The 22,862-nt window shown below is 53.6% G+C and carries 25 protein-coding genes; 7 read left to right on the top strand and 18 right to left on the bottom strand.

Going from position 1 to position 22,862, the window contains the following annotated elements; genetic code table 11:
• Nucleotides 1–40: 40 nt before the first annotated feature.
• Complete coding sequence (gene trxA, locus RT613_RS01695; RefSeq protein WP_313612467.1) at nucleotides 41–361, top strand: thioredoxin; 321 nt, start codon at nucleotides 41–43, stop codon at nucleotides 359–361.
• Between the two features lie 70 nt (nucleotides 362–431).
• On the opposite strand, the gene RT613_RS01690 is transcribed toward trxA, so the two are convergent.
• Nucleotides 432–1,742 (bottom strand): MFS transporter, encoded by a 1,311-nt coding sequence (locus RT613_RS01690; RefSeq protein ID WP_313612465.1) that lies wholly within the window; start codon nucleotides 1,740–1,742, stop codon nucleotides 432–434.
• Between the two features lie 18 nt (nucleotides 1,743–1,760).
• Between RT613_RS01690 and RT613_RS01685 the strand changes: the two genes are divergently transcribed.
• A complete protein-coding gene (locus RT613_RS01685; protein ID WP_313612464.1) occupies nucleotides 1,761–2,171 on the top strand; it encodes a helix-turn-helix domain-containing protein in 411 nt (136 codons plus the stop codon).
• A 28-nt stretch (nucleotides 2,172–2,199) separates the two neighbouring features.
• Here RT613_RS01685 and RT613_RS01680 read toward each other — a convergent pair whose 3' ends face one another.
• The 7 genes from RT613_RS01680 to RT613_RS01650 all read right to left on the bottom strand — a co-directional run bounded on the left by RT613_RS01680 (nucleotide 2,200) and on the right by RT613_RS01650 (nucleotide 9,274).
• Entirely contained in the window at nucleotides 2,200–3,552 is a 1,353-nt protein-coding gene (locus RT613_RS01680; protein ID WP_313612462.1) for a folylpolyglutamate synthase/dihydrofolate synthase family protein, read from the bottom strand.
• 123 nt (nucleotides 3,553–3,675) lie between these two features.
• Nucleotides 3,676–4,578 (bottom strand): acetyl-CoA carboxylase, carboxyltransferase subunit beta, encoded by a 903-nt coding sequence (accD, locus tag RT613_RS01675; protein ID WP_313612460.1) that lies wholly within the window; start codon nucleotides 4,576–4,578, stop codon nucleotides 3,676–3,678.
• A 39-nt stretch (nucleotides 4,579–4,617) separates the two neighbouring features.
• On the bottom strand, nucleotides 4,618–5,457 hold the full coding sequence (gene trpA, locus RT613_RS01670; protein ID WP_313612458.1) for a tryptophan synthase subunit alpha: 840 nt from the start codon (nucleotides 5,455–5,457) through the stop codon (nucleotides 4,618–4,620).
• 2 nt (nucleotides 5,458–5,459) lie between these two features.
• Nucleotides 5,460–6,680, bottom strand: a complete 1,221-nt coding sequence (gene trpB, locus RT613_RS01665) for a tryptophan synthase subunit beta (protein ID WP_313612457.1) — start codon at nucleotides 6,678–6,680, stop codon at nucleotides 5,460–5,462.
• Nucleotides 6,681–6,682: 2 nt separating this feature from the next.
• Nucleotides 6,683–7,345, bottom strand: coding sequence for a phosphoribosylanthranilate isomerase (locus tag RT613_RS01660; protein ID WP_313612455.1), 663 nt, complete (start codon nucleotides 7,343–7,345; stop codon nucleotides 6,683–6,685).
• A 137-nt stretch (nucleotides 7,346–7,482) separates the two neighbouring features.
• Nucleotides 7,483–8,244 carry a M48 family metallopeptidase gene (locus RT613_RS01655; RefSeq protein WP_313612453.1) on the bottom strand — a complete coding sequence of 254 codons (762 nt, stop codon included), beginning with the start codon at nucleotides 8,242–8,244 and terminating at the stop codon, nucleotides 7,483–7,485.
• Nucleotides 8,245–8,431: 187 nt separating this feature from the next.
• The gene (locus RT613_RS01650) at nucleotides 8,432–9,274 is read right to left on the bottom strand and encodes a fumarylacetoacetate hydrolase family protein (protein ID WP_313612451.1); all 843 of its coding nucleotides are present in this window, start codon (nucleotides 9,272–9,274) and stop codon (nucleotides 8,432–8,434) included.
• Nucleotides 9,275–9,615: 341 nt separating this feature from the next.
• On the opposite strand from RT613_RS01650, the gene RT613_RS01645 reads away from it, so the two are divergent.
• On the top strand, nucleotides 9,616–10,218 hold the full coding sequence (locus RT613_RS01645; protein ID WP_313612449.1) for a nitroreductase family protein: 603 nt from the start codon (nucleotides 9,616–9,618) through the stop codon (nucleotides 10,216–10,218).
• 138 nt (nucleotides 10,219–10,356) lie between these two features.
• Here RT613_RS01645 and gyrB read toward each other — a convergent pair whose 3' ends face one another.
• The 5 genes from gyrB to RT613_RS01620 all read right to left on the bottom strand — a co-directional run bounded on the left by gyrB (nucleotide 10,357) and on the right by RT613_RS01620 (nucleotide 15,675).
• Nucleotides 10,357–12,792, bottom strand: coding sequence for a DNA topoisomerase (ATP-hydrolyzing) subunit B (gene gyrB, locus RT613_RS01640; RefSeq protein WP_313612447.1), 2,436 nt, complete (start codon nucleotides 12,790–12,792; stop codon nucleotides 10,357–10,359).
• Nucleotides 12,793–12,933: 141 nt separating this feature from the next.
• The gene (locus RT613_RS01635; RefSeq protein WP_313612445.1) at nucleotides 12,934–13,299 is read right to left on the bottom strand and encodes a helix-turn-helix domain-containing protein; all 366 of its coding nucleotides are present in this window, start codon (nucleotides 13,297–13,299) and stop codon (nucleotides 12,934–12,936) included.
• Nucleotides 13,296–13,862: a Smr/MutS family protein gene (locus RT613_RS01630; RefSeq protein ID WP_313612444.1), complete on the bottom strand. Its 567-nt coding sequence runs from the start codon at nucleotides 13,860–13,862 to the stop codon at nucleotides 13,296–13,298. Before RT613_RS01630 ends, RT613_RS01635 begins: the two co-directional genes overlap by 4 nt.
• Nucleotides 13,859–14,980 carry a murein transglycosylase A gene (locus RT613_RS01625; RefSeq protein ID WP_313612442.1) on the bottom strand — a complete coding sequence of 374 codons (1,122 nt, stop codon included), beginning with the start codon at nucleotides 14,978–14,980 and terminating at the stop codon, nucleotides 13,859–13,861. The genes RT613_RS01630 and RT613_RS01625 overlap by 4 nt, the downstream gene beginning before the upstream one ends.
• A complete protein-coding gene (locus RT613_RS01620; protein ID WP_313612440.1) occupies nucleotides 14,977–15,675 on the bottom strand; it encodes a Tim44/TimA family putative adaptor protein in 699 nt (232 codons plus the stop codon). The genes RT613_RS01625 and RT613_RS01620 overlap by 4 nt, the downstream gene beginning before the upstream one ends.
• A 142-nt stretch (nucleotides 15,676–15,817) precedes the next feature.
• Between RT613_RS01620 and RT613_RS01615 the strand changes: the two genes are divergently transcribed.
• Together RT613_RS01615 and secB are read left to right on the top strand one after the other, a co-directional pair.
• Nucleotides 15,818–16,360, top strand: a complete 543-nt coding sequence (locus RT613_RS01615; protein WP_313612439.1) for an FxsA family protein — start codon at nucleotides 15,818–15,820, stop codon at nucleotides 16,358–16,360.
• Between the two features lie 64 nt (nucleotides 16,361–16,424).
• Nucleotides 16,425–16,904 carry a protein-export chaperone SecB gene (secB, locus tag RT613_RS01610; RefSeq protein ID WP_313612437.1) on the top strand — a complete coding sequence of 160 codons (480 nt, stop codon included), beginning with the start codon at nucleotides 16,425–16,427 and terminating at the stop codon, nucleotides 16,902–16,904.
• Nucleotides 16,905–17,108: 204 nt separating this feature from the next.
• On the opposite strand, the gene dnaQ is transcribed toward secB, so the two are convergent.
• Genes dnaQ through RT613_RS01585 form a run of 5 tightly spaced genes read right to left on the bottom strand, consistent with a single transcriptional unit; the run spans nucleotide 17,109 to nucleotide 20,732 of the window.
• Nucleotides 17,109–17,810: a DNA polymerase III subunit epsilon gene (dnaQ, locus tag RT613_RS01605; RefSeq protein WP_313612435.1), complete on the bottom strand. Its 702-nt coding sequence runs from the start codon at nucleotides 17,808–17,810 to the stop codon at nucleotides 17,109–17,111.
• The gene (coaE, locus tag RT613_RS01600; RefSeq protein ID WP_313612434.1) at nucleotides 17,803–18,411 is read right to left on the bottom strand and encodes a dephospho-CoA kinase; all 609 of its coding nucleotides are present in this window, start codon (nucleotides 18,409–18,411) and stop codon (nucleotides 17,803–17,805) included. The genes dnaQ and coaE overlap by 8 nt, the downstream gene beginning before the upstream one ends.
• Nucleotides 18,408–19,268 (bottom strand): shikimate dehydrogenase, encoded by an 861-nt coding sequence (locus RT613_RS01595; protein WP_313612433.1) that lies wholly within the window; start codon nucleotides 19,266–19,268, stop codon nucleotides 18,408–18,410. The genes coaE and RT613_RS01595 overlap by 4 nt, the downstream gene beginning before the upstream one ends.
• Nucleotides 19,261–19,860 (bottom strand): Maf-like protein, encoded by a 600-nt coding sequence (locus RT613_RS01590; protein ID WP_313612431.1) that lies wholly within the window; start codon nucleotides 19,858–19,860, stop codon nucleotides 19,261–19,263. The genes RT613_RS01595 and RT613_RS01590 overlap by 8 nt, the downstream gene beginning before the upstream one ends.
• Nucleotides 19,861–19,910: 50 nt before the next feature.
• A complete protein-coding gene (locus RT613_RS01585) occupies nucleotides 19,911–20,732 on the bottom strand; it encodes a pyruvate, water dikinase regulatory protein (RefSeq protein WP_313612429.1) in 822 nt (273 codons plus the stop codon).
• 404 nt (nucleotides 20,733–21,136) lie between these two features.
• On the opposite strand from RT613_RS01585, the gene hemE reads away from it, so the two are divergent.
• Both hemE and hemJ read left to right on the top strand, forming a co-directional pair.
• The gene (gene hemE / locus RT613_RS01580; protein ID WP_313612427.1) at nucleotides 21,137–22,165 is read left to right on the top strand and encodes a uroporphyrinogen decarboxylase; all 1,029 of its coding nucleotides are present in this window, start codon (nucleotides 21,137–21,139) and stop codon (nucleotides 22,163–22,165) included.
• On the top strand, nucleotides 22,162–22,704 hold the full coding sequence (gene hemJ / locus RT613_RS01575) for a protoporphyrinogen oxidase HemJ (protein WP_313612426.1): 543 nt from the start codon (nucleotides 22,162–22,164) through the stop codon (nucleotides 22,702–22,704). Before hemE ends, hemJ begins: the two co-directional genes overlap by 4 nt.
• The last annotated feature ends 158 nt before the right edge of the window (nucleotides 22,705–22,862 follow it).

Genomic DNA, 22,862 nt, shown 5'->3' with positions numbered 1-22,862 from the left:
CACATGCTTGCCAACAAGCTTCACTGAAAGGAGAGCCGCGATGGCTACCGTTAAAGTCGATACCGCCAACTTCCAGTCGGAAGTTCTCGAATCCTCCGAACCTGTCGTTGTTGATTTTTGGGCGGAATGGTGCGGCCCGTGCAAGATGATTGCACCAAGCCTTGAAGAAATTTCCAATGAACTGGCTGGCAAGGTCAAGGTTGCGAAGCTGAACATTGATGAAAACCCTGAACTTGCTGCCCAGTTCGGCGTTCGTTCCATTCCTACCCTTGCTGTGTTCAAGGGCGGTGAAGTGGCTGACATCAAGGTGGGTGCTGCGCCTAAGAGCGCGCTTTCTGCCTGGATTTCCGGCGCTGCTTGATTTCAGCAAGTTTTAAGTTCTGATGATGAAGCCCGGTTATTGCCGGGCTTTTTCTTTGGGACAATTGCAATCAATCACGCGAGCCGTTTGCACGCGCCCCTCTCTGATCAGCCCAGCGACCCATGTAGATGATGGCAATGGCGATGCTCGTCATCGCACCTGCCGTCAGAAACGTAAGCTGCATACCTGCTTCGATGCCTTCTCGCGTGGCATGAATGATATCGCTGGTGCCAGCACCATAGGCAAATACCATTCCCATCACTGACGCACCTGCCACAAGACCGATATTACGCGACAGGTTGAGCGTGCCCGACACACTGCCGCGATGCTGTGCTGAAACGTCACGCAAAGCGGCTGTGTTGTTGGCGGCCTGGAAAAGCTGATAACCGGGCGTCAGCAGCATGATGGACGACAGATAACCTGCCAGCCCGATCATATTTGGCAGAATGGACAACAGGAATGACCCGACAGCGAGAAGAACAAGGCCTGTTGTGAGCACCCTATGACTTCCCCAAACATCGACAAGACGGCCTGACGGCACTCCGCTCAGGATCGACAACAACGGCCCAACTGCCATGACCAATCCAATCTGGTTGACTTCCAGCCCAAGCCGCAGGCCGAGATAAAACGGACCGATCACCAGCGTCGCCATCATGACGGCGGCCACCAGAACGTTGACAAAAAGATTGATCAGCAACGCCTGGTTCAAAACCGCCCACAGCCCCCTCTCCGGCGTGTTTTGCTGCTCGGTCCTGTCTGGCAGCGCCAATATCGCCAGTACGAGGGCCAGGAGCGAAAGCGGCGCCTGCAGCCAGAAGATGTTTCGCCATCCCAAAAGTGGAATGATCATCCCACCCAATGACGGACCAAGGGCCGTTCCAAGCGCTGAAATCGTGCCGAGCAACCCCATGGCCCGCCCCAAACGTGCTTTGTCTGCCATCTGGCGCATCAAAGCCATGGAAAGCGTCATCAGAAATGCAGCACCGACGCCCTGAACGGCACGCGCTGCAATAAGCCAGCCCAGACCAGGAGACATTGCGCAGGCGCAGGAGGCGAGAAAAAACAAGCCGAGACCGGCCAGCAACATGGGTTTCAGCCCAAACCTGTCCCCCAACCGACCTGCGATGACAACCGTGATTGTCAAAGCGGCGAGATAGGCGACGACCACCGCCTGCACCTCAGCAAAAGGCGCGCCAAATGTCGTTGCCAGCACGGGTAAAGCGACATTGGCGACGCTGGTGCCGAATGACGCCAGCAACATTGGCACAGCGAGCGCCACTAGCACCGCCGGCTGCAAAACATTGATCTCCAGGTCCTCTGTTTTTTCCATTCTTTTTGCCTCTTGTTCGTTGAAACATTCAGGCGCATGCTGCCACTTCAAGCCAACTTGAGGTCAAGCGTGAAATTTCTGGATATTGGTGAGGTTTCGGAACGCAGCGGATTCAAGCCTTCTGCCCTGCGGTATTACGAGGAAACCGGTCTGATTGCTTCGGTATCGCGCAAGGGATTGCGCAGGCAATTTCCACCGGAGGTTCTTTTACAGCTCAAGCTGATTGCGCTGGCGAAAACTGCCGGTTTTTCTCTTGAGGAAATCGCTGGAATGTTTGGCGACAATGGTCTGCCGGACCTGCCACGTGCGGTGTTTCATCAGAAGGCCGATGATATAGACACACAAATCCGCGAATTGACAGCGCTACGCGATACATTACGCCATATCGCGGATTGCCGCGCACCGTCGCATATGCAGTGCGCAACCTTCAGACGACTTTTGGATGGGGTAGAGGTTCCAGCTCACGGGAAAAAGCCGTGAGCTGATCTAATTGGTAATCCCTGAGTGGTCAGTCAGTCAATGTGCCGTTGGCAGAAAGGGCGTTTCCAGCCAGATACAATGATCCGCCAATCAGGATGCGTGGTGCCGGTGCATCCAGCATCAGACGTCCGTGGATTTCCTGCAAGGCTTCAGCAATGGATGACGACGGTTCTGCCGTCAGTCCGGCATCAAATGCGGCATGGGCCAAGACGACCGGGTCAATGGCCGCATCCGTTCCGCTGATCGGCACGGTAAAGACATATTCGGCAATATCTGCAAATGCCTTGAAATACCCGACGGGATCCTTGGTGTTGATCATACCGGCGATGATGAACAGCGGACGCGGTTGTTTTTCTTCAAAACCTGCCATGGCCTCGGCAATGACTTCGCCGGCACCGGGGTTATGGCCGCCATCCACCCACAATTCAGCACCCTTCGGCGCCAGCAGGAAAAGGTTGCCATCCATCAACCTTTGCAAGCGACCCGGCCATTCGACCGATTGCATGGCCTTTTCCATCATGCGTTCGCTGACTTCGAAACCGGCCGCCTTAACGGCGCGGATAGCGGCAGCAGCATTGGCGAGCTGGTGACGGCCAGGAAGGCGCGGCAATGGCAGATCGGACAGGCCAAATTCATCCTGGTAGATCATGCGGCCAAATTCTTCATGCGCACCGTAATCCTGTCCGAAGACAGTGGTGGGACAGGAAAGCCTTTCCGCTGTGCCGACCAGAACCTCAAGAGCGGCATCAAACTGCTGGTGACCGATGACGACAGGAAAACCCTTTTTCATGATACCAGCCTTTTCGGCCGCAATCAGCTCGACGCGGTCTCCCAGATAAGGCTGGTGATCAAGCGAGATGGGCATGATGACGGATACGGCCGGGCTGTTGATGACATTGGTTGCGTCAAACCGACCACCAAGTCCAACTTCAATGATGGCGACATCTGCCGGATGTTCCGAAAATAACAAAAAGGTTACGGCGGTGAGGATTTCAAAAACGGTGATTTTCTGCCCGCCATTGGCCTCGGCCACCCGGTTCAGCGCGTCGGCAAAGACTGCGTCTTCGACAAAACGGCCGCGACCACCGGGAACACCCAAACGATAACGCTCATGCCAGCGCACCAGATGTGGAGAGGTATGAACGTGTACGGACAGCCCAGCGGCCTCAAGCAGCGCCCGGCTGAACGCCGTGACAGAACCCTTGCCGTTTGTACCGGCCACATGAATGACCGGTGGAAGGCGTTTGTGCGGATTGCCCAGTTTTTCGAGAAGAACCGTAATGCGCTCCAGTGAAAGGTCAAAACCCTTCGGATGAAGCTGCATCAGCTTTTCGATGATCAGTTCGGCTTCGCTCATGGGCAACTGCGTCATGTCGTTCATTCGCCCCTCAGGCGTCTAAAGCGTTATCGGCTAGCCAAAGCTTTCAGCCGACACGCAATCCGGAAAATACAAATGCGCAGCCCGACGATGAACAGGCTGCGCACGGGTCATGAAAAAGCGCAATCAGGCAGAAACGGCATCAACAACGACGGCCTGCTGTTTCACAGGAGCCGCGACGTCCGATTTCGTCATGATCTTGAGAAGGTTTGCCAGAGTATCTGGAATATCGTGGCGATCCACCACCATATCCACCATACCGTGGTCCAGCAGATATTCCGACGTCTGGAAGCCTTCCGGCAGCTTTTCGCGGATGGTCTGCTCGATAACGCGCTTGCCAGCAAAGCAGATTTCGGCACCCGGCTCAGCAATATGGACATCGCCCAGCATCGCATAGGACGCGGTCACGCCACCCGTGGTCGGGTTGGTGAGAACCACGATGTAAGGCATGCCGGCTTCTTTGAGCATGTTCACGGCAACCGTGGTGCGTGGAAGCTGCATGAGAGACAGAATGCCTTCCTGCATGCGAGCGCCACCAGAGGCTGGGAACATGACCAATGGGCAACGCTCCGAAATGGCGCGTTCAAACGCCTTGACGATCGCCTCACCGGCCGCAATGCCGAGCGAACCACCCATGAACTGGAATTCGTGCACGACGGCAACGATCTTCAAGCCCTTCAACAAACCAACACCGGCCAGAATGGTATCTTCCTGGTCGGTCTTGGTGCGGCTGTCACGCAGACGATCCGTATATTTCTTGGAATCGCGGAACTTCAGCGGGTCCTGCGCGACCTTCGGCTGTGGTAGTGCTTCGTAAACGCCATCATCAAACAGATCCGCAAGACGGGCCTTGCCTGGCATCTTCATATGATAACCGGAAGCAGGAATAACCCACTTGTTGTCTTCCAGATCCTTATGGAAAACCATTTCGCCCGTCTCCGGGCACTTGATCCAGAGGTTCTCCGGTACATCGCGGCGGCCCAGCATGGAATTGATGCGCGGCCGAACGTAATTGGTGATCCAGTTCACTTGAAAACTCCTGACTCTTTCTGCTGTCCGTACCGAATACTACTCGGCAGCAGCAAGGCGTGATGCTCTGACGCCCGTGGAAAGTCCCTTTACCAGTGTCGTGACGGCATGAACAGTGTCCGCCGTCGCCTTGCCGTCCTTTGTCAGGCTTCCGGCAATCTGTGCCACGATGGCAGAGCCGACCACCACACCATCGGCAACTGCACCAATGGCCTTGGCATGATCGGCTGTCTTGACGCCGAAACCGACACAAACCGGCAGGTCTGTGTGCGTCTTGATACGCCCGACGGCACCGGAGATCAACGACGGATCAGGCAGAGCTGAACCGGTGATACCGTTCATCGAGACATAATAAACGAATCCTGACGTGTTGTTGAGAACCGCAGGAAGGCGCTTCTCGTCGGTCGTCGGCGTTGCAAGACGAATGAAATTGATGCCGTGTTTCAATGCCGGAATACACAGCTCATCATCCATTTCCGGTGGCAGATCAACAACGATCAAACCATCGATACCGGCTTCAAGCGCGTCCTCAAGAAATTTTTCGACGCCATAAATATAGATCGGATTGTAATATCCCATCAGCACGATCGGCGTGTCATTGTCCTGCTTGCGGAATTCACGCGCCAGATCAAGTGTGGTTTTCAGCGTCTGGCCGTTCTTCAGTGCGCGCTGGCCAGCCAGCTGGATTGCCGGACCATCCGCCATCGGATCGGAAAACGGCATGCCAAGTTCGATCACGTCGGCACCGGCTTCCGGCAATGCCTTCATGATTCCAAGCGATGTTTCAAAATCCGGATCGCCGCCCATGAAATAGGTGATCAGTGCCGGGCGGTTTATCGCACGCAGATCGGCGAAACGTTTGTCCATACGAGCAGTCATGATTACGCACCCATTTCCAGAAGCTTCGCCACGGTAAAGATATCCTTGTCGCCACGACCGGACAGGTTCATCAGAATGATTTCATCCTTACCCATTGTCGGAGCACGCTTGATCACTTCTGCCAGTGCATGGCTTGGCTCAAGTGCCGGGATAATGCCTTCAAGGCGTGTCAGCATCTGGAAGGCTTCAAGGGCTTCGTGATCCATGATCGGAACATATTCCACACGACCGATATCATTCAGCCACGAGTGTTCAGGACCGATACCGGGGTAATCGAGACCGGCGGATACGGAATGGCCTTCCTTGATCTGGCCGTCCTGATCCTGCAGCAGGTAGGTGCGGTTGCCATGCAGAACGCCCGGCGAACCAGCGGTGATCGATGCGCAATGCTCATCACCGGACAGACCCTTACCGCCCGCTTCCACGCCAACAATCTTGACGCCTTCGTCATCCAGGAACGGATGGAAGATACCGATGGCGTTAGAGCCACCGCCAACAGCAGCGACAACCAGGTCAGGCAGACGGCCTTCGGCCTCCAGCATCTGCTGTTTGGCTTCTTCACCGATCACGGCCTGGAAATCGCGAACCATTTCCGGATACGGATGTGGACCGGCAGCTGTGCCAATCAGATAATATGTGTCATCGACATTGGTGACCCAGTCACGCAGCGCCTCGTTCATCGCATCCTTCAACGTGCCGTGGCCAGCCGTCACCGGCTTCACTTCAGCACCGAGAAGTTTCATGCGGAACACGTTTGGAGCCTGACGTTCCACGTCGGTTGCGCCCATATAAACCACGCAAGGTAGGCCAAAACGCGCAGCAACCGTGGCAGAGGCAACGCCGTGCTGACCGGCACCGGTTTCTGCGATGATACGGGTCTTGCCCATGCGCTTGGCAAGCAGGATCTGGCCCAAGCAGTTGTTGATCTTGTGCGAACCCGTGTGGTTCAGCTCTTCGCGCTTGAAGTAGATTTTTGCGCCGCCGAGTTCTTCCGTCAGACGCTCTGCGAAATACAGCGGGCTTGGACGACCGGTGTAATGGGCGCCGAGGTTTTTCAGTTCCGCCTGGAATTCAGGATCGTTCTTGGCCTTGTCCCATTCTGCCTGCAGATCGAGGATCAGAGGCATCAGGGTTTCGGCGACAAAGCGACCCCCGTAAATGCCGAAGCGCCCATCCTGATCGGGACCGGCACGAAACGAATTCGGTTTTGGCGTCTCGTTCACTTTCAAACTCCCTGCGGTTTGTTTTCGGCCGTTTCGATGGCATCAAACAGCCCATCGATCAGTCCCAAATCCTTTACACCCGGCGCGCTTTCCACGCCTGACGACAAATCTATTCCCCTCGCCCCGGTGCGTGACAGCGCCTCAGCGACATTATCTTTGTTCAACCCACCGGAAAGCATGTAATCGACATCTGCGTCAAGACCGGCCAACAGCGACCAGTCGAAGCTGACACCGTTGCCGCCCGGCAGATCCGAGCCTTTTGGCGGCTTGGCATCAAACAGGAAACGATCGGCAATCCCAATATAGGGTTCGATCCTTACCAGATCATCGGCATCACGGATGGAAAGTGCCTTCATGACCGGCAGGCCGTAAATTGCCTTGACGTTCAAAACCCGTTCGGGCGTTTCAGTGCCATGAAGCTGCAGAATATCGGGCTTGAGAAGCGCAATGATCTCGTCAAGATCATCATTGTCCGCATTCACCGTAACAGCCACGATCTTGGCCCGTCCCCGCACCGCATCAGCCAGATGTCCGGCGATGTCCGGTTCAATATTGCGGGGGCTTTTTTCAAAGAAAATAAAGCCGATATGGCTTGCGCCACGAGCAACGGCTTTTTCCACCGCTTCCGAGGTCTTCAATCCGCATATCTTGATATCAGGTTTCATAGCCGCGACGTGACATGATTTTATCCAAGAGTCGAGCCAAAACGCGACATCCGGATGAGAGAATATGTTTCACGTGAATCCAAGTTGTAATCTTGTCTGTTATACGCGCGCTAAAGTGGGCCAAATCATGGAGAGGACTAGCTGAAATCCAATGCGTGCAGTTGTGAGCCATGACGTTTGAGCCATGCCTTGGATTCCTCCATGTGTGGGCAAAGCGCTTTGCACAGAGCCCAGAATTTTGGTCCGTGGTTCATTTCACGCAAATGCGCCACTTCATGGGCTGCAAGATAATCAATGACGCTGGCTGGCGCCATGACGATACGCCATGAAAAGCTGAGATTTCCTTCATACGAACAGGATCCCCAACGGCTGCGCGTATCCTTCATGGTCAAGGAGCGCACGGGCCGGCCAACGGTTTTTGCATGCATGGCCACCAGCCGCTCAAGATCGGCGCGCGCTTCCTTTTTCATGTAGGCGGAAATCCGCCGCCCGGTGTGCTCCGGCAGGCCACTGACCCGCAGAACCGCCTCCCCTTCCGGTGTTTGGATCGCCTGTGTGACACCCCGCAATGTGCCGGTATGTTCGATGCGATGGGAAATACCGCGAATACTGATGATGCCACCGTGACGCAAATGCTGTTCGGGACCGAGCTTTTCCAGCCGACTTTTCAGCCAGCCCTGATGTCGCTCCAGGAAGTCATCCACTTCCCGGTGATGCAGACCATAGGGAATTGTAAGCTTCAGGCCCTTGCCGCCCGGTTCGATACGCAGCGTGATACGCGTGGCGCGGAGGTTTTCCTTGATCACCAAAGGCAGGCTTCTGCCAGCCACATCATGCATACGCTGAAGTGGGGCTTTGGGCTTGGCTGGTGTGCGAGATTTTCTCAACAGGGAAAACATGCTGTTTCATAACCGATTCGAGGTCATTCGCGCCAAGGAAAACTGCATCCCGTCCGTTGCGCAGGCCGGATGCGAGATGACGGATAAACAAAAGCCCGGAGATGACCCCGGGCTTTTGTTGTTTCACACCATGTCGTGACCGCAAAATCGCTGAACATTTTTGCGCGGCATGCGGTGTTTCGACAGCTTAAACGTCAGCGACAAATGTCTGCTTCTGTGTGCCGAGACCTTCAATGCCCAGCTCAACAACGTCGCCAGCCTTGAGGAAGCGCGGTGGCTTCATGCCAAGGCCTACACCTGGAGGTGTGCCGGTGGAGATAACATCGCCCGGATGAAGCGACATGAACTGGCTGAGGTAAGATACGACATTGGCAACACCATAAACCATGGTCTTGCTGGAGCCGTTCTGTACAGTCTCGCCATTGACCTTCAGCCACATGCCGAGGTTCTGCGGATCGGTGATTTCGTCCTTCGTTACCAGCCATGGGCCGATTGGGCCGAAGGTGTCGCAAGACTTGCCCTTGGTCCACTGACCCTGACGTTCGGTCTGGAAGGCGCGCTCGGAAACGTCGTGGCTGACGCAGTAACCGGCAACATAATCCAGCGCATCAGCTTCGGAGACGTATTTTGCGGTCTTGCCGATAACAACGCCGAGTTCAACTTCCCAGTCGGTCTTTTCAGAGCCACGCGGAATAACGACATTGTCGTTCGGGCCGACGATGGCAGAGGTTGCCTTCATGAAGATAACCGGTTCGGAAGGAACCGCAGCACCGGTTTCGGCAGCGTGGTCGGAGAAGTTCAGGCCGATGCAGATGAATTTACCGGTGCCAGCAACGCAAGCGCCAATACGGCTTTCTTCGAGAACTGGCAGCGTGGACAGATCCAGAGCGGCAATCTTTGCCAGACCTTCCGGCGAAATCGCTTCGCCACCAATATCCTTCACATGGGCCGACAAATCGCGGACCTTACCTTCGCTATCTACAATAGCCGGCTTTTCCTGGCCTGCTGGGCCAACACGCATCAATTTCATAGGAATCCTCCCGGTTGTCAGACAAGATAGATCATATATGAACGAACTATTTATCCTTGTCACCCCTTCACCGCATTTGCGTGATGAAAAATACCATACAGAAAGATGATATCTTTAAGGTCACATCAGGAAAATAGACTGCTTTTTTTCCGTGATGACCGAGGTTTCACACATAATGGATGGTCTAGTTTCATGCCTGCGTCCGCGGGATGCAGGCTCAGTTGCCTGTTTGAGAAAGTCCACCACGCCTATTGCCGATGTTTTTAATCTCGACAAAAAAACACTGCCGCATGTCGCAAGAATTGAATAGGTTCTGGGCCTAACCCATGAAAGGCGTCACGATGACCAAAGCCAATTCCCGCCAATCGGAACACCCTGTCGATCCCCTTTTTCTGGAACGGTGGTCACCGCGTGCCTTTACTGGCGAGGTTATGCCGGTGGATGATCTCTTGACCATTCTCGATGCGGCGCATTGGGCGCCATCCGCCTCCAATTTTCAGCCATGGCGTTTTATCTACGCCCATAATGGTAGTGACGAATGGCCTGTCCTGTTCGACCTGCTGATGGACGGTAACAAACGCTGGGTCGAAAAGGCTTCTGCGCTGTTGTTCGTTGTGTCACGCAGCTACAATATGTCCCGTGAAGGCGAAAAGAAGCCGTCTGCGACGCATTCCTTTGATGCAGGTGCTGCCTGGTTTTCAATGGCCATGCAGGCGCAGCTCTTGGGTTACCATGCCCATGGCATGGGTGGCATTTACCGCGACAAGGCACTTGAGGCCCTGGATATTCCGGAGGGTTATCAGGTCGAGGCAGCGGTTGCGCTCGGCAAGATTGCCAGCAAAGACACCCTGCCCGACGATCTCAAAGAACGTGAAGTGCCAAGTGGACGTCTGCCGCTAGCCGAGGTTGCTTTCAAAGGCAAATTTACGGGAAAAGCCGACTGATGCTCTTCCATCGGATTTGAAAGTCGGGTTCTGCCGAATTTCAAAAACTGACGATATAAAAATCCCCGGAACCAGCCCGGGGATTTTTTGATGGTTTCACGTGAATCCTTGACCATTGGCCAAAGAGGCAGCCCTTGATCAGATATCCAGGTTGGCAACGCTCAACGCATTTTCCTGAATGAAGTCACGACGTGGTTCAACCTCGTCACCCATCAGACGCGAGAACAAACCATCGGCATCTGTTGCATCCGCCACCTTGACCTGCAGTAGCGAACGAACATTCGGATCCAGCGTGGTTTCCCAGAGCTGCTCGGCATTCATTTCGCCGAGACCCTTATAGCGCTGCATGGACAGCCCCTTGCGGCCCGATGCGAAGATCGCATCCAGCAATTCACGTGGACCTGAAATGGTAATATTGCCTTCCTTGCGCGTGAGGACTGGCTGAACGCGATAGATATCTGCCAGGCGAACAGACAGCTGGTCGATATAACGAGCGTCGGCCGAACCGATCAGGTTCATGTCCAGCATGGCGACTTCCTTCACGCCGCGAACCATACGTTCGAAACGGAAACCGCCCTCCTCGGTCACGTGGCCGGTCCAGCCACGCTCGGTTTCTTCAGCAATCATGTCGAGACGACGTGCCACTTCGCCGGCAATTTCTTCACCGCGGCTCTTGTCCGCAGCAAGCTCGACATTGAGCAGACCGGCAATTGCCGCCTGTTCTACAACGCTGCGGTTATAACGTGAATGCAGACCGTCGATCAGAGAGCGCAATCGCAATGTGTCGACGATAACCTCGCGCAAGTCCTGGCTGGCACGAACTTCACCCGAACCAAGCGTCAGGGTTGCGTCTTCGAGACCCATGGTCACAAGGTAATCTTCCAGCGCCTTTTCGTCCTTCAGATACTGCACGGACTTGCCACGCATCACCTTATAAAGCGGAGGCTGGGCGATGTAGAGATGGCCACGTTCGATCAGTTCCGGCATCTGGCGGAAGAAGAAGGTCAAAAGCAGTGTACGAATATGCGCGCCGTCCACGTCAGCATCGGTCATGATGATGATCTTGTGGTAACGCAGCTTGTCAGGATTGAACTCATCCTTGCCGATCGACGTGCCGAGTGCAGTGATCAGCGTTCCGATTTCCTGGCTGGACAACATCTTGTCGAAGCGTGCACGCTCGACGTTGAGGATTTTACCACGCAGCGGCAGGATGGCCTGTGATTCACGCGAACGACCCTGCTTGGCTGAGCCACCAGCGGAGTCACCCTCGACGAGGAAAAGTTCTGATTTGGCCGGATCACGTTCGGAGCAGTCAGCAAGCTTGCCTGGCAAGGATGCGATATCGAGCGCACCTTTACGACGGGTCAGTTCGCGCGCCTTGCGAGCAGCTTCACGGGCAACGGCAGCTTCAACCACCTTGCCGACCAGAACCTTGGCCTCTGTCGGGTGTTCTTCCAGCCATGTCGAAAGAGCCTCGTTGACCAGACCTTCGACAACCGGACGTACTTCCGACGAAACCAGCTTGTCCTTGGTTTGCGACGAGAACTTCGGATCAGGAACCTTGACGGACAGAACAGCCGTCAAGCCTTCGCGGCAATCGTCACCGGTCAGGCTGACCTTTTCCTTTTTGGTGATACCCGAGGTATCCGCATAGGAAGTGATCTGACGCGTCAACGCACCACGGAAGCCGGCCATATGCGTGCCGCCATCGCGCTGCGGAATGTTGTTTGTGAAGCAAAGAACATTTTCGTGGTAGCTGTCATTCCACCACATGGACACTTCAACCGTGATGCCGTCCTTTTCACTCTTGATAAAGATCGGCTTGTCGACCAGCGATTTCTTGGCGCGGTCAAGATAACGCACATAGGCTTCCAGACCGCCCTCGTAGAGCATCTCTTCCTGCTTGATCTCAGGGCGACGCTTATCGGTCAAAAGAATGCGTACACCCGAATTCAGGAACGCCAGTTCGCGCAAACGGTGTTCGAGCGTGCTGTAGTCAAATTCTATATGGGAGAAGGTTTCCGTGCTTGGCTGGAAGGTCACTTCCGTGCCCGAGCGGCCTTCATAATCACCGATCACTTTCAGCGGCGCATCAGCAACACCGTGGGTGAAGGCAATTTCATGCACCTTGCCATTGCGGCGAATACGCAGCTTCAGCCAGACCGACAAGGCGTTCACAACCGACACGCCCACACCGTGCAGACCACCGGACACCTTATAGGAGTTCTGGTCAAACTTTCCGCCAGCATGCAGCTGGGTCATGATAACTTCTGCGGCGGAAACCCCTTCACCGCTGTGAATATCCGTCGGAATGCCGCGACCGTTATCGGTCACTGTGACCGAACCATCAGCGTTCAACGTCACCGTGACAATATCAGCGTGGCCGGCCAGTGCTTCATCGATGGCATTATCGACAACCTCATAGACCATGTGGTGCAGGCCAGAGCCATCGTCGGTATCACCGATATACATGCCAGGGCGCTTGCGCACGGCATCGAGACCCTTGAGAACCTTGATCGAATCGGCGCCATATTCAGGGGTTGCGCCAACTTCGCCTGACGGTGTTTCGGTCATGAATAGTCTTTCCAAATTTGTCGGTGGCAGACGGGGTCTCTGCGAATCACCAGATTCCTGACCCGCGACTATAGAAATTTTAGGGCAACATCCAAAGTCCGGTAACTGTTCTACCCCGCATAATTCCGGGGATAGAGGCATTTATCCAGCCGTCCGGCTCCGTTGCAGAACATCTGACAGCTCATTTAGCACGGATGATGGCAAATGGCGAATATCCTTGGCAAGAGCATTGGCAAAGGCGGTATATTCCTGCGGCATGCCTGATGTGTCGATCACCACTCTTGGGTCCGACACACCAGCAAGGGAAAAAAGCTCCTCTGCCTCATCCCAGATAATGTTGAAATAGCCGGCGACGCGTTGGAGAAAATCAAAGCTGGGTTTGCCACGTTTTCCATGTTCAAGGGCCGAGAGATAGGCGGGCGAAACACCAATGGCATAGGCCATCTGTTTCTGCGTCACGCCTTTGCGCTCTCTCAATAGACGAACGGCCTCTGCAAAGGGCGTCATAGGCGATCTCCCCTCACCCGGGACAAACGGACATAAAGAGCACCGTCACCGCCATGATTGCGCGAAGCATCTTCATAGGATGAAATCAGATAACGAAATTCCGGTTTGGAAAACCACAACGGCACCGCACGCTTCAACGCGCCATCGCTGCCCATCGACCGTCCCTTGCCGGTAATCACCAGAACATGGCGCATGCCACGCTCATGGGCACGGATCAGAAAATCAAGCAGAATCGCATGGGCCTCGCTCTGAACCATGCCGTGCAGATCAATACGACCTTCAAGCGGCAAATGCCCGCGGGTCAGTTTTCGTTTGACTGGCTTTTCCAGCGGATGGTGAACACGACCGGCTTTTGTCTTGATAGCAGGATCTACCGGCACTTCCTCGATGATCATTTTCGGGAATTGTGCCTTTGGTTTTTCCGGCGGTGATGCAAACGGCGCAGGTTCCTCAGGATCTTCAAATTCAAAGTCTTCAAGCCGACCGGAAACGGGCCGGGTCGTTCTGGCGACCTTGCCCCACAATATGCGTTCATCCCGGTTGAGCTTTCGACCACCTTTCATGGTCGGTACCTTTGCGCCGCCTGCTTTGGCAGCAGAATGTAAAAATCCGCATCAGCACGGATGGTCCCCGCCTGTTCACCAGCCAGATAACCCGAGCCGGTGAAAACATCGCCACGGGCCGGGCCGACAATCGCCGATCCGGTATCAAGCGCCAACATCAGTCTTGCAAATGATTGCCCATCATCCAGATGTGTCAAACCTCCTGCACGAATAAAGAAGGGAAAACCGAATGTGTGGATGGTACGGTCAACCGCCAGGGACCGACCTGGGATCAGCGGCACCTTTGCCGCAGCAACAGGTCCCAGCCTTTCATCAAAAACATCGGCAACCCTGAAAAAGATGTAGGAGCGGTTATGCCACAGCACCTGGTCGACAAGATCAGGGTTTTCAGCGAGCCATGCGCGAATTGACTGCATCGACACCACAGCCGGATCGATGCAACCGCGATCGATCAACAGCCGGCCAATGCCGGAAAACGGATGGCCAGCCTTCGCCGCATAGGTAATGCGCTTCATGCTGCCATCGGGAAACTTTAAACGTGCAGCTCCCTGCACGTGGGCAAAAAACACGTCGACCTTTGATTTCGCCCAGGCAATCTCCAGGTCCCTGCCTTGCAAATATCCCTGATCGATGGCCTGGCGATCAGGATAAAAATCGACACCGTTCTTTCCATCGAGCCCGAACATGTAAGACTCGTCCATATGGGCGGCACGATTGTCTACATCAAGATCAATCAGATCCGCCGGGCGATTGTAGAACGGATACTTCCAGACATCGTCAGGAACAGCGGATACTTCAACCTCCGGCTCGTAGAAGCCGGTGACAAAACCTTTTTGCGTGGCCTTGGGGAGAATTAAAAAGGGCGAACAGTGCTGCTCAAAAAACTCACGTGCAGCAGCGGCACTTGCCGGCTGAAATGTTTCTGCCGCTTGAAGAAGCGGCAGAAGATCATCACTCGACAGTCCAAGAGATCCAGTGCGGTAAGGTTTGACTGACCGCAGATGCCGAAGACATGCAGCCATGCCTTCCAGCAAGGGGCGCGGATCGTCCCCTTGCCAGCCCGGCATATCCGCAAATGTCAATTCTCTTAGCGAGAAGTTCCGGCCTTCGGCACTCATTGTTCGGATTCAGTAGCAACCAGTTTCCAGTTCGGATCCTTAGAACGCACATCGCGTGCAAAAGTCCAGATATCATTGACCTCGGAAACACCGTCAGCATCGCCGTCCACCAATTCACCGTCCTTGTTATAAGTGGCCGAAATAAGCTGGCTGGCAATGCGAACCGTGATCTGTTCTTCCTCATCCCGAATACTGGCCTGAAGAATATCGGCCTTTTCAATGCCGACAAAGGTCGACTTCACGACCTCGCCCTGCGCTTCACGTTCAGTGATCGCAGCATTGAACCCGTCATAGACTTCCCGCGACAGCAAGTTCTTGAGTGTTTTACGATCACCATCGGCAAATGCCATGACAATCATTTCATAAGCCATGCGCGCGCCGTTCAGGAACTCCTTCGGGCGGAAAGACGGATCGCTCTTGAGAAGTTCACGAAGTGATTCGTTCAGATCCGTGCCGGGCTTTGCAAAAGCATCGATTTCAGCGAAGCGCTCATCCTCATCACGACCATCGCGGCGCGGCAGAGTGACGACCTTGCCATCATCGCTGCCAGGGCCACGTGCAGCATCCTTGGCGCTATAGGGATCAAATGGCGGTTTTTCATTCCCTGTACGACGGCCAAGAACACTGCGTAACTGAAGAAAGATCAGTACAGCCGCAACGAGGAAGAATAATGTTATGAAATCGCTTGAACCCATGTTTCGCCAAAACCACCATTTAAATCCACATCATGAAACATCATATAGTCTGAACTGTCACTCATTCAAATAGACAGATGCAATCGGCGGTATGGGCGTTATACCCCCGGCTACGAGATAACTCACACGCAAGGCGAGAATAATGCGTTTTCCACTCCTGCCCCTCTTCGTCATTCTGATGCCGATTTTTGAAATTGCCGGCTTCATCATTGTCGGCAAGGCAATAGGACTGTGGGCAACCCTGGCACTTGTCATCTTCGGCGCATTTGCAGGTCTGATGATCCTGCGTGGTATTGGCCTTGGCATGTTCCGTAAACTTTCCGCGAGCCAGCAGAGCGGCACAGCGCCGGCGGAAGATATCGTGCAGGGCGTTATGCTGGGCCTTGCCGGCGTTCTGCTTTTCCTGCCCGGCTTCATCACCGATATCATCGGTTTGCTGTTGCTGTTGCCGTTCGTGCGGAAATTCATCTGGTCCAGATTCTCAAACAGAATTGTTGTTGCCAGCAATTTCAGCCAGGGTCGTCGCTGGAACGCAAATCCGAATGGCCCCTCGTCACGACCCAATGTCGTTGATCTCGATGATACGGACTTTCACCGCGACCAGCCCAATGACAACAGCCCATGGCGCAAAGGCCCTGACATAGATCATCTTGATGGACCCGGAAACAACGGTCCCCGTGGCTGAAGGCTTGTAAGCCCTGTTTCGAAATGATAGATGGCCAGTCACATTCAATCCGCGAGGAAAAAGCATGACCACCGAAAATGGCGCGCAGGGCGGAGCCAGCCCTTCCCTGAATATTCTGACCCAGTACATCAAGGATCTGTCGTTCGAAAATCCCGGCGCTCCCCGTTCCTTGCAGGCCCGCGAGGGTGCTCCTGCCATCAACATCAATGTCAACGTCAATGCGAACCCTATTAGCGGTTCCGACTTCGACGTGGTTTTGACGCTGAACGCTGAAGCCAAGGATGGCGACAAGGTTCTGTTCGCAGCCGAACTGGTGTATGGCGGCGTTTTCCGCATCACCGGTTTCCCGCAGGAACATATGCTTCCGGTTCTCTTCATTGAGTGCCCGCGCCTTCTGTTCCCGTTTGCACGCCAGATCATTGCTGATGTGACACGCAATGGTGGCTTCCCGCCACTGATGATCGATCCTATCGATTTCGCGCAGATGTTTGCGCAGCGTGTTGCTGAAGAGCAGGCACGTTCTAAGGTTGAAGTTACAAACTGATTTCGGTTTGAGATATGAAATTCAAAAAAGCCCGCTGCGTTATCGCCGCGGGCTTTTTGTTTGAGCTTATGACAAGCATTGGTCTGGCGTGAGAACCGAAATTTTCGATTTCAAAACCTCGTGATCGCCTTGTTGGCGCAAGCCATTTTCAAAAATATGAGTTCCAGCGTCCTCCGCGAGACCCATTGTCATTTTCAATTTGGCTTAGTTGTAGCGGCTCCAAAGAGCTTTATCACCCATCGAAGTTACAAGCTTGGCATGTGCGTCGGCTTCTTGCGCAGAAAGTCGTGGTGCCAAAACACGTGGCCTTGAAAGTGGCTCGTCCATCTGGCGATCATCTGTCTCGTCCTGCTGCACTGTTACCTGTTGCGTGGAGCCAAAACCAAGTGCGGTCTGACGCCCGCCAATCATCTCGATATAGACTTCGGCCAGCAGTTCGGAATCGAGAAGCGCGCCGTGCTTTTCGCGACGGGAGTTATCGATGCCATAACGACGGCAAAGCGCATCCAGCGAATTTGGCCCCATCGGATGTTTGCGACGGGCCATTGCCAGGGTATCAAGCACCATATCGGGTGCTACCGGCTCTATGCCCATGCGCGCAAATTCTGCATTGATGAACCCCATATCGAAGGTGGCATTGTGAGCAACCCACTTCGCGCCTTCGAAAAACTCCCGTATCTGATCCACGACCTCGGAGAATTTTGGCTTATCAACCAAAGATTCGTCACTAATGCCATGCACCGCCAAAGCGTCTGGGTGAACTTTGCGACCGTCCGGATTGATATACAGATGGATCGTGCGACCTGTCGGAAAATGGTTGATCAGCTCGATGCCACCAATTTCAATAATACGGTCATTCTTCGATTCCAGCCCCGTTGTTTCCGTATCGAATATAATCTCACGCACCAGCATTATCCTTTTTTACCTGTCCACGCAGTTCCCTGAGAATCTCACCGACTTGCTTGCGCGCTGCCTCGAGCCCTTTTCCAGTGTCGACTATAAAATCAGCTCTTGCCCGTTTTTGTGCATCGGGCATCTGGCGTGACAGGATCATTGCAAATTTATCTTCCGTCATTCCCGGTCGAGCGAGAACCCGCTCCTTCTGGATCAGCGAATCGCAGGTGACTACGACAATTTTATCAACGCGTCTTTCTGCCCCGGTTTCAAACAGCAAGGGTATGTCGAGCACAACGATATCCTGCCCCGCGGCTTTCTGTGTCTGCAGAAACTCGGTCTCAATTTCGCGAACCAAGGGGTGAACGATGGCCTCAAGCACTTTAAAATTAGCCGGATTCTTCCGTAACTCTTCACCGAGCCTTTGGCGATCAACCGAACCATTTTGAGTGACACCGGGAAAAGCCTGTTCGATGACCTCAACGGCTTTACCCGAATAAAGCGCATGCACATTGCGATCGGAGTCGTTGACGGGAATTCCGGCATTGGCGAACAGGCCAGAAGTTGTCGACTTGCCCATACCAATCGAACCGGTCAGCCCGACCACAATCATGCGTGTTTCTCCATATCGGCTGTTATCAGCGAGCGCAGGGTTTCATCGACCTGCGGGCGAACACCAAACCACTTTTCGAAACCGGGTGCTGCCTGATGCAACAGCATACCAAGTCCATCGACAATCGCAAAACCCTGTTGCTCAGCGATCTTCAGAATAGGCGTTGTCAGCGGCACATAAACAATGTCAGTCACCACAGCACCTGACGCCAATGGCGAGAAATCAAAATCGGGAATTTCGCTTCCGTCCATGCCAAGCGACGTGGTGTTCACAAAGAGGCCAGCGCCCTGCATTGTTTCCTGCAAGGCAGCCATGGAATGCGCATGAACTTTTTCGCCGAACCGGTCGGAAAGTTCTTGGGCCCGCTCGACCGTTCTATTGAGGACATGAATTTCTTTGAGGCCACGATTGCGCAGTGCCTGGATAATGGCTCGGCTTGCTCCCCCTGCTCCAAGAACAACAGCCTTGCCGGCTCTATCCCATCCGGGATGACGTTCATCGAGATTGGCGATGAATCCATGCCCATCCGTGTTGGTGGCGCAGAGATTTCCTTCCTCCACCCAAATCGTGTTGGCGGCGCCAAGCTCAGTGGCCAATTCATCGGGTTTGTCGGCGCATTGGAAAGCTGTTTCCTTATGAGGAATTGTGACATTGCCACCGGCAAAACCGCCCTCACCCGATTTGACCTTGCTCAGAAATTCTCTGAAATTATCAGGATGCACCTCAACGGCATTATAGGAACCATCAATTCCAAACTGTTTCAACCAGTGACCGTGGATCAGTGGAGATCGCGAATGCTTGATTGGATAGCCGGCAACGAAAGCATTGATGGTTAATGTTTCACGTGAATCACACATTTATGACCCCAAATTTTCTTAACACTTCCAAAAGTGGCAACAGCGGCAAACCGAGAATGGTGAAATAGTCACCATCTATTGAAGTGAATAGCTGGATTCCTTCACCTTCAAGTTGATAGGCTCCAACACTGGTCAAGGCCTTGTCTCCGACCCTTTCCAGATGTGTGGCGACAAAATCTTCACTTAATTGCCGAACCGACAAATTGGCATGTGCTACCGTCTGCCAGAGCACTTGTCCGTTTTGTGCAATAACAGCAGCTGAATTCAAACGATGGGTTTTGCCGGATAAAGACAAAAGATGCTGAGCTGCTTCAGCCATGTCTTTTGGTTTGTGATAGATTCTCGGACCAAGTGACATGGTCTGGTCACAACCTATGACAATTGCCGTTGGGTGGAGAGCAGAGACAGCAAGGGCTTTTGCCTTTGCGAGTTCCAGTGCAGTCTGATCCGGGGTACTACCCGCTTCCTGCAGTGGTGCCTCAATAAGGCGCTCATCTATATCTGCAGCCTGAGCGGTAAATTCCAAGCCTGCATTTCTCATGAGAGTCTGACGAGACGAACTGGACGACGCCAGAATCAATGCCGGTTTCATGCGTATCTCCAACGTACAGATCGGTGACGGTTTATACATCTCATCGCCGCTTACCGTAGCTGTGGACGCAGGGCAATGATCGCTGCAGCCGTTTCTTCGATGGATCGACGGGTCACATCAATCACTGGCCAGTTGTTATGCGCGCAGAGCGAGCGCGCATATTTCAGTTCTTCCATAATGGTTGCCCGGTCGGTGTATCCGCCAGGATCGAACCCATTTGTGGTGCCCAGTTCGCGATTTTCGCGGATTTGCGAAATCCGGTCCGATGTCGCGATCAATCCGACGATCAAAGGTTTCGTGGCGGCATAAAGACTATCAGGCAAAGGAACACCTGGCACGACTGGAATATTTGCCGCCTTGATACCCCGGTTTGCAAGATAGATGCTGGTTGGCGTTTTTGACGTGCGACTTATGCCGATAATGACGACGTCGGCCTCGTCGTAACTTTCCGACATCTGCCCGTCATCGTGATCCATAGCAAATGTCAGGGCTTCGATACGCCCAAAATAGTCGGCGTTCAGTGCATATTGTGCACCGACCTGTTGTTTCGACTTCTTGCCGAGATAGGTCTGGAATGTGGTGAGAATTGGCTCCAGCACGTTCACGCAGGGAATATCCATGGCCTTGCAGCGCTGAGCGAGAAACTCACAAAGCGCTTCATCGACGAGTGTATAGAGCAGGATGCCCGGTTCGCTGTCGATCGCATCGAGGATCTGGCCCAGTTGTTTCTGGTTTCTGACCATGGGGTAGACATGGACGATAGGTGTTGCTGCATGAAACTGCGCAGATGCTGCGCGGCCTGCTGAACGCAGAGTCTCTCCCGTTGAGTCAGAAATCAGATGCAGATGAAAGAAACTTTTCTGGTTCTCCACGTTGTTTTTGCCTGCCTGTTGATAAGTGGGGATGACTTCATCCTATCGACAGGCAGCCTTTCCGGGAACGGGAAAAGTGTCGAGTTTTCCACAAATAGCGGTCTTGCGAACATCGTTTGAGAGGACTTGTGGATTAGTGGGAAAAAATGCCGCAGTTCAATTTTATGAAACTGTTATCCACAGAGAACAACACACAACACGCCTGTCAACGCTATGATTATACTTGATTTTTCTGATTATTCACAAATCTAAGCAATTTGGATTAATCCCATTCCCAACAGTTGTGATTGATCAGCTTTTTATGGGTAAGGCTTGAGGTGTTTTTAATTCCTGATACTCACTGACTCTAAGAATAAGAAAATTCTAAGAATCTCTTTTTTTAAATTTTGGAAAGGTGTGGATCCATGGCTGAACGCCGTCTGCTAAAAGTTCTAAATGGAGATACGCTGACGCCTCCTCCTATCTGGCTTATGAGACAGGCGGGTCGTTACCTTCCCGAATACAGGCAAACGCGCCAGCAAGCCGGAAGTTTCCTAGACCTCTGTTATAATTCGGAACTGGCCACGGAAGTGACCTTGCAACCCATCCGTCGTTTTGGTCTGGATGCTGCCATTCTGTTCTCGGATATTCTGGTCATTCCCGATGCTTTGAAGCGCAATGTGACTTTCAGTGAAGGCAAGGGACCAGCCATGGACCCAATCGAGGTATCGGACATAGCTTCATTCTCGAAGGTGGATGTTCTTCCTCATCTCTGCCCGGTCTTTGACACGGTAAAGCGGTTGAGGGCAGAGCTACCCCAGGAAACCACGTTGCTCGGCTTCTGTGGCGCTCCCTGGACTGTTGCGACCTATATGATTGCTGGTCACGGCACGCCAGATCAGGCACCTGCGCGGCTTTTCGGTTATAACAACCCAAAGGCCATGGAAGAGATGCTTGCCATTCTGGCTGATATCTCGGCGGATTATCTGGTGGCGCAGATTGATGCCGGAGCGGACGCCGTTCAGATTTTTGATTCCTGGGCAGGCGTGCTTGGTGAAAAGGAATTTGAAGAATATGCGGTCAAACCGGTTCGGCGCATCATAACATCGGTTCGCAATCGCCGGCCTGGAGCCAAGATCATTGCCTTTGCCAAGGGTGCCGGTGTTTTGCTGAAAGATTACCGCTCCAAGACCGGTGCTGATGCGATTGGCCTCGATTGGTCCGTTCCTCTGTCCTTTGCGCAGGAGCTGCAAAAGGACGGGCCTGTGCAGGGCAATCTTGATCCAATGCTGATGGTGGCTGGCGGTAAAGCCCTGGAAGACGGTATTGATGCCATCCTGCAGGCTCTCGGAAATGGCCCGCTGATCTTCAATCTTGGGCATGGCATCACCCCTCAGGCTGATCCCGATAATGTAACGAAGCTGGTAAGCCGTGTGCGTGGTTTCAAACGATGAGTGATGAGCGACAGATATCTGCCTCCGCGGGTCGAAAAACGAAGCTGCGTGTTGCTGCGGCGCTGACCGCTTTTGCTTGCTTTGCCGGTCTGCTTTACTGGATCGGTCCCGATGAAACTTATCTCTGGATCAAGGCACTGCACATCATTGCCGTCATTTCCTGGATGGCAGGTTTGCTGTATATGCCCCGCCTGTTCATCTATCACACAGATGCGCCGGCGGGCTCAGAGCAATCAGAAACATTTAAGATCATGGAATGGCGGCTTCTCAAGCTGATCATGAACCCGGCCATGATGATTTCCTGGATGCTGGGTCTTTATCTAGCCTGGAGCGTTTACGGCTTTTCCGGCGGTTGGTTACACGCCAAAATCCTTGCCGTTGTGTTTCTGACGGCAACACATGTCTATTTCAGTCGGGCAGTGCGTGCTTTTGCCCGTGATCAAAATACCCGCAGCGCCCGACACTGGCGGTTGTTAAACGAGGTTCCAACCGTGTTGATGATCATCATCGTCATACTTGTGGTTGTGAAACCGTTTTGATCTGCTCATATTTTTATAAATTTCGCGGAATTGGTGCTTTTCTCTTGCAGGGTTCTAATTCAGTCGCTATTTTCCGCATACTCATCTTCGTGGCATGTGTCTTGTTCCGTCGTATGCGGGTCACTCACCCAGTACCGAATTTTTCAGCACGCCCCTCC

The sequence above is a fragment of the Agrobacterium sp. genome, assembly GCF_032092815.1.
Classification (GTDB): Bacteria; Pseudomonadota; Alphaproteobacteria; order Rhizobiales; family Rhizobiaceae; genus Agrobacterium.
This window is presented reverse-complemented; position numbering and strand designations above follow the sequence as displayed.

What these genes read in the sequence shown, in the direction of transcription:
- trpA (WP_313612458.1), bottom strand. Translation starts at nt 5,457, where the DNA reads ATGACTGCTCGTATGGACAAACGTTTCGCCGATCTGCGTGCGATAAAC.
- secB (WP_313612437.1), top strand. Translation starts at nt 16,425, where the DNA reads ATGACCACCGAAAATGGCGCGCAGGGCGGAGCCAGCCCTTCCCTGAAT.
- hemJ (WP_313612426.1), top strand. Translation starts at nt 22,162, where the DNA reads ATGAGTGATGAGCGACAGATATCTGCCTCCGCGGGTCGAAAAACGAAG.
- RT613_RS01660 (WP_313612455.1), bottom strand. Translation starts at nt 7,345, where the DNA reads ATGAAACCTGATATCAAGATATGCGGATTGAAGACCTCGGAAGCGGTG.
- RT613_RS01595 (WP_313612433.1), bottom strand. Translation starts at nt 19,268, where the DNA reads ATGTGTGATTCACGTGAAACATTAACCATCAATGCTTTCGTTGCCGGC.
- RT613_RS01655 (WP_313612453.1), bottom strand. Translation starts at nt 8,244, where the DNA reads ATGTTTTCCCTGTTGAGAAAATCTCGCACACCAGCCAAGCCCAAAGCC.
- RT613_RS01625 (WP_313612442.1), bottom strand. Translation starts at nt 14,980, where the DNA reads ATGAGTGCCGAAGGCCGGAACTTCTCGCTAAGAGAATTGACATTTGCG.
- RT613_RS01650 (WP_313612451.1), bottom strand. Translation starts at nt 9,274, where the DNA reads ATGAAATTGATGCGTGTTGGCCCAGCAGGCCAGGAAAAGCCGGCTATT.
- gyrB (WP_313612447.1), bottom strand. Translation starts at nt 12,792, where the DNA reads ATGACCGAAACACCGTCAGGCGAAGTTGGCGCAACCCCTGAATATGGC.
- RT613_RS01680 (WP_313612462.1), bottom strand. Translation starts at nt 3,552, where the DNA reads ATGAACGACATGACGCAGTTGCCCATGAGCGAAGCCGAACTGATCATC.
- hemE (WP_313612427.1), top strand. Translation starts at nt 21,137, where the DNA reads ATGGCTGAACGCCGTCTGCTAAAAGTTCTAAATGGAGATACGCTGACG.
- RT613_RS01620 (WP_313612440.1), bottom strand. Translation starts at nt 15,675, where the DNA reads ATGGGTTCAAGCGATTTCATAACATTATTCTTCCTCGTTGCGGCTGTA.
- RT613_RS01645 (WP_313612449.1), top strand. Translation starts at nt 9,616, where the DNA reads ATGACCAAAGCCAATTCCCGCCAATCGGAACACCCTGTCGATCCCCTT.
- trxA (WP_313612467.1), top strand. Translation starts at nt 41, where the DNA reads ATGGCTACCGTTAAAGTCGATACCGCCAACTTCCAGTCGGAAGTTCTC.
- coaE (WP_313612434.1), bottom strand. Translation starts at nt 18,411, where the DNA reads ATGATTGTGGTCGGGCTGACCGGTTCGATTGGTATGGGCAAGTCGACA.
- RT613_RS01590 (WP_313612431.1), bottom strand. Translation starts at nt 19,860, where the DNA reads ATGAAACCGGCATTGATTCTGGCGTCGTCCAGTTCGTCTCGTCAGACT.
- RT613_RS01630 (WP_313612444.1), bottom strand. Translation starts at nt 13,862, where the DNA reads ATGAAAGGTGGTCGAAAGCTCAACCGGGATGAACGCATATTGTGGGGC.
- RT613_RS01635 (WP_313612445.1), bottom strand. Translation starts at nt 13,299, where the DNA reads ATGACGCCCTTTGCAGAGGCCGTTCGTCTATTGAGAGAGCGCAAAGGC.
- RT613_RS01615 (WP_313612439.1), top strand. Translation starts at nt 15,818, where the DNA reads ATGCGTTTTCCACTCCTGCCCCTCTTCGTCATTCTGATGCCGATTTTT.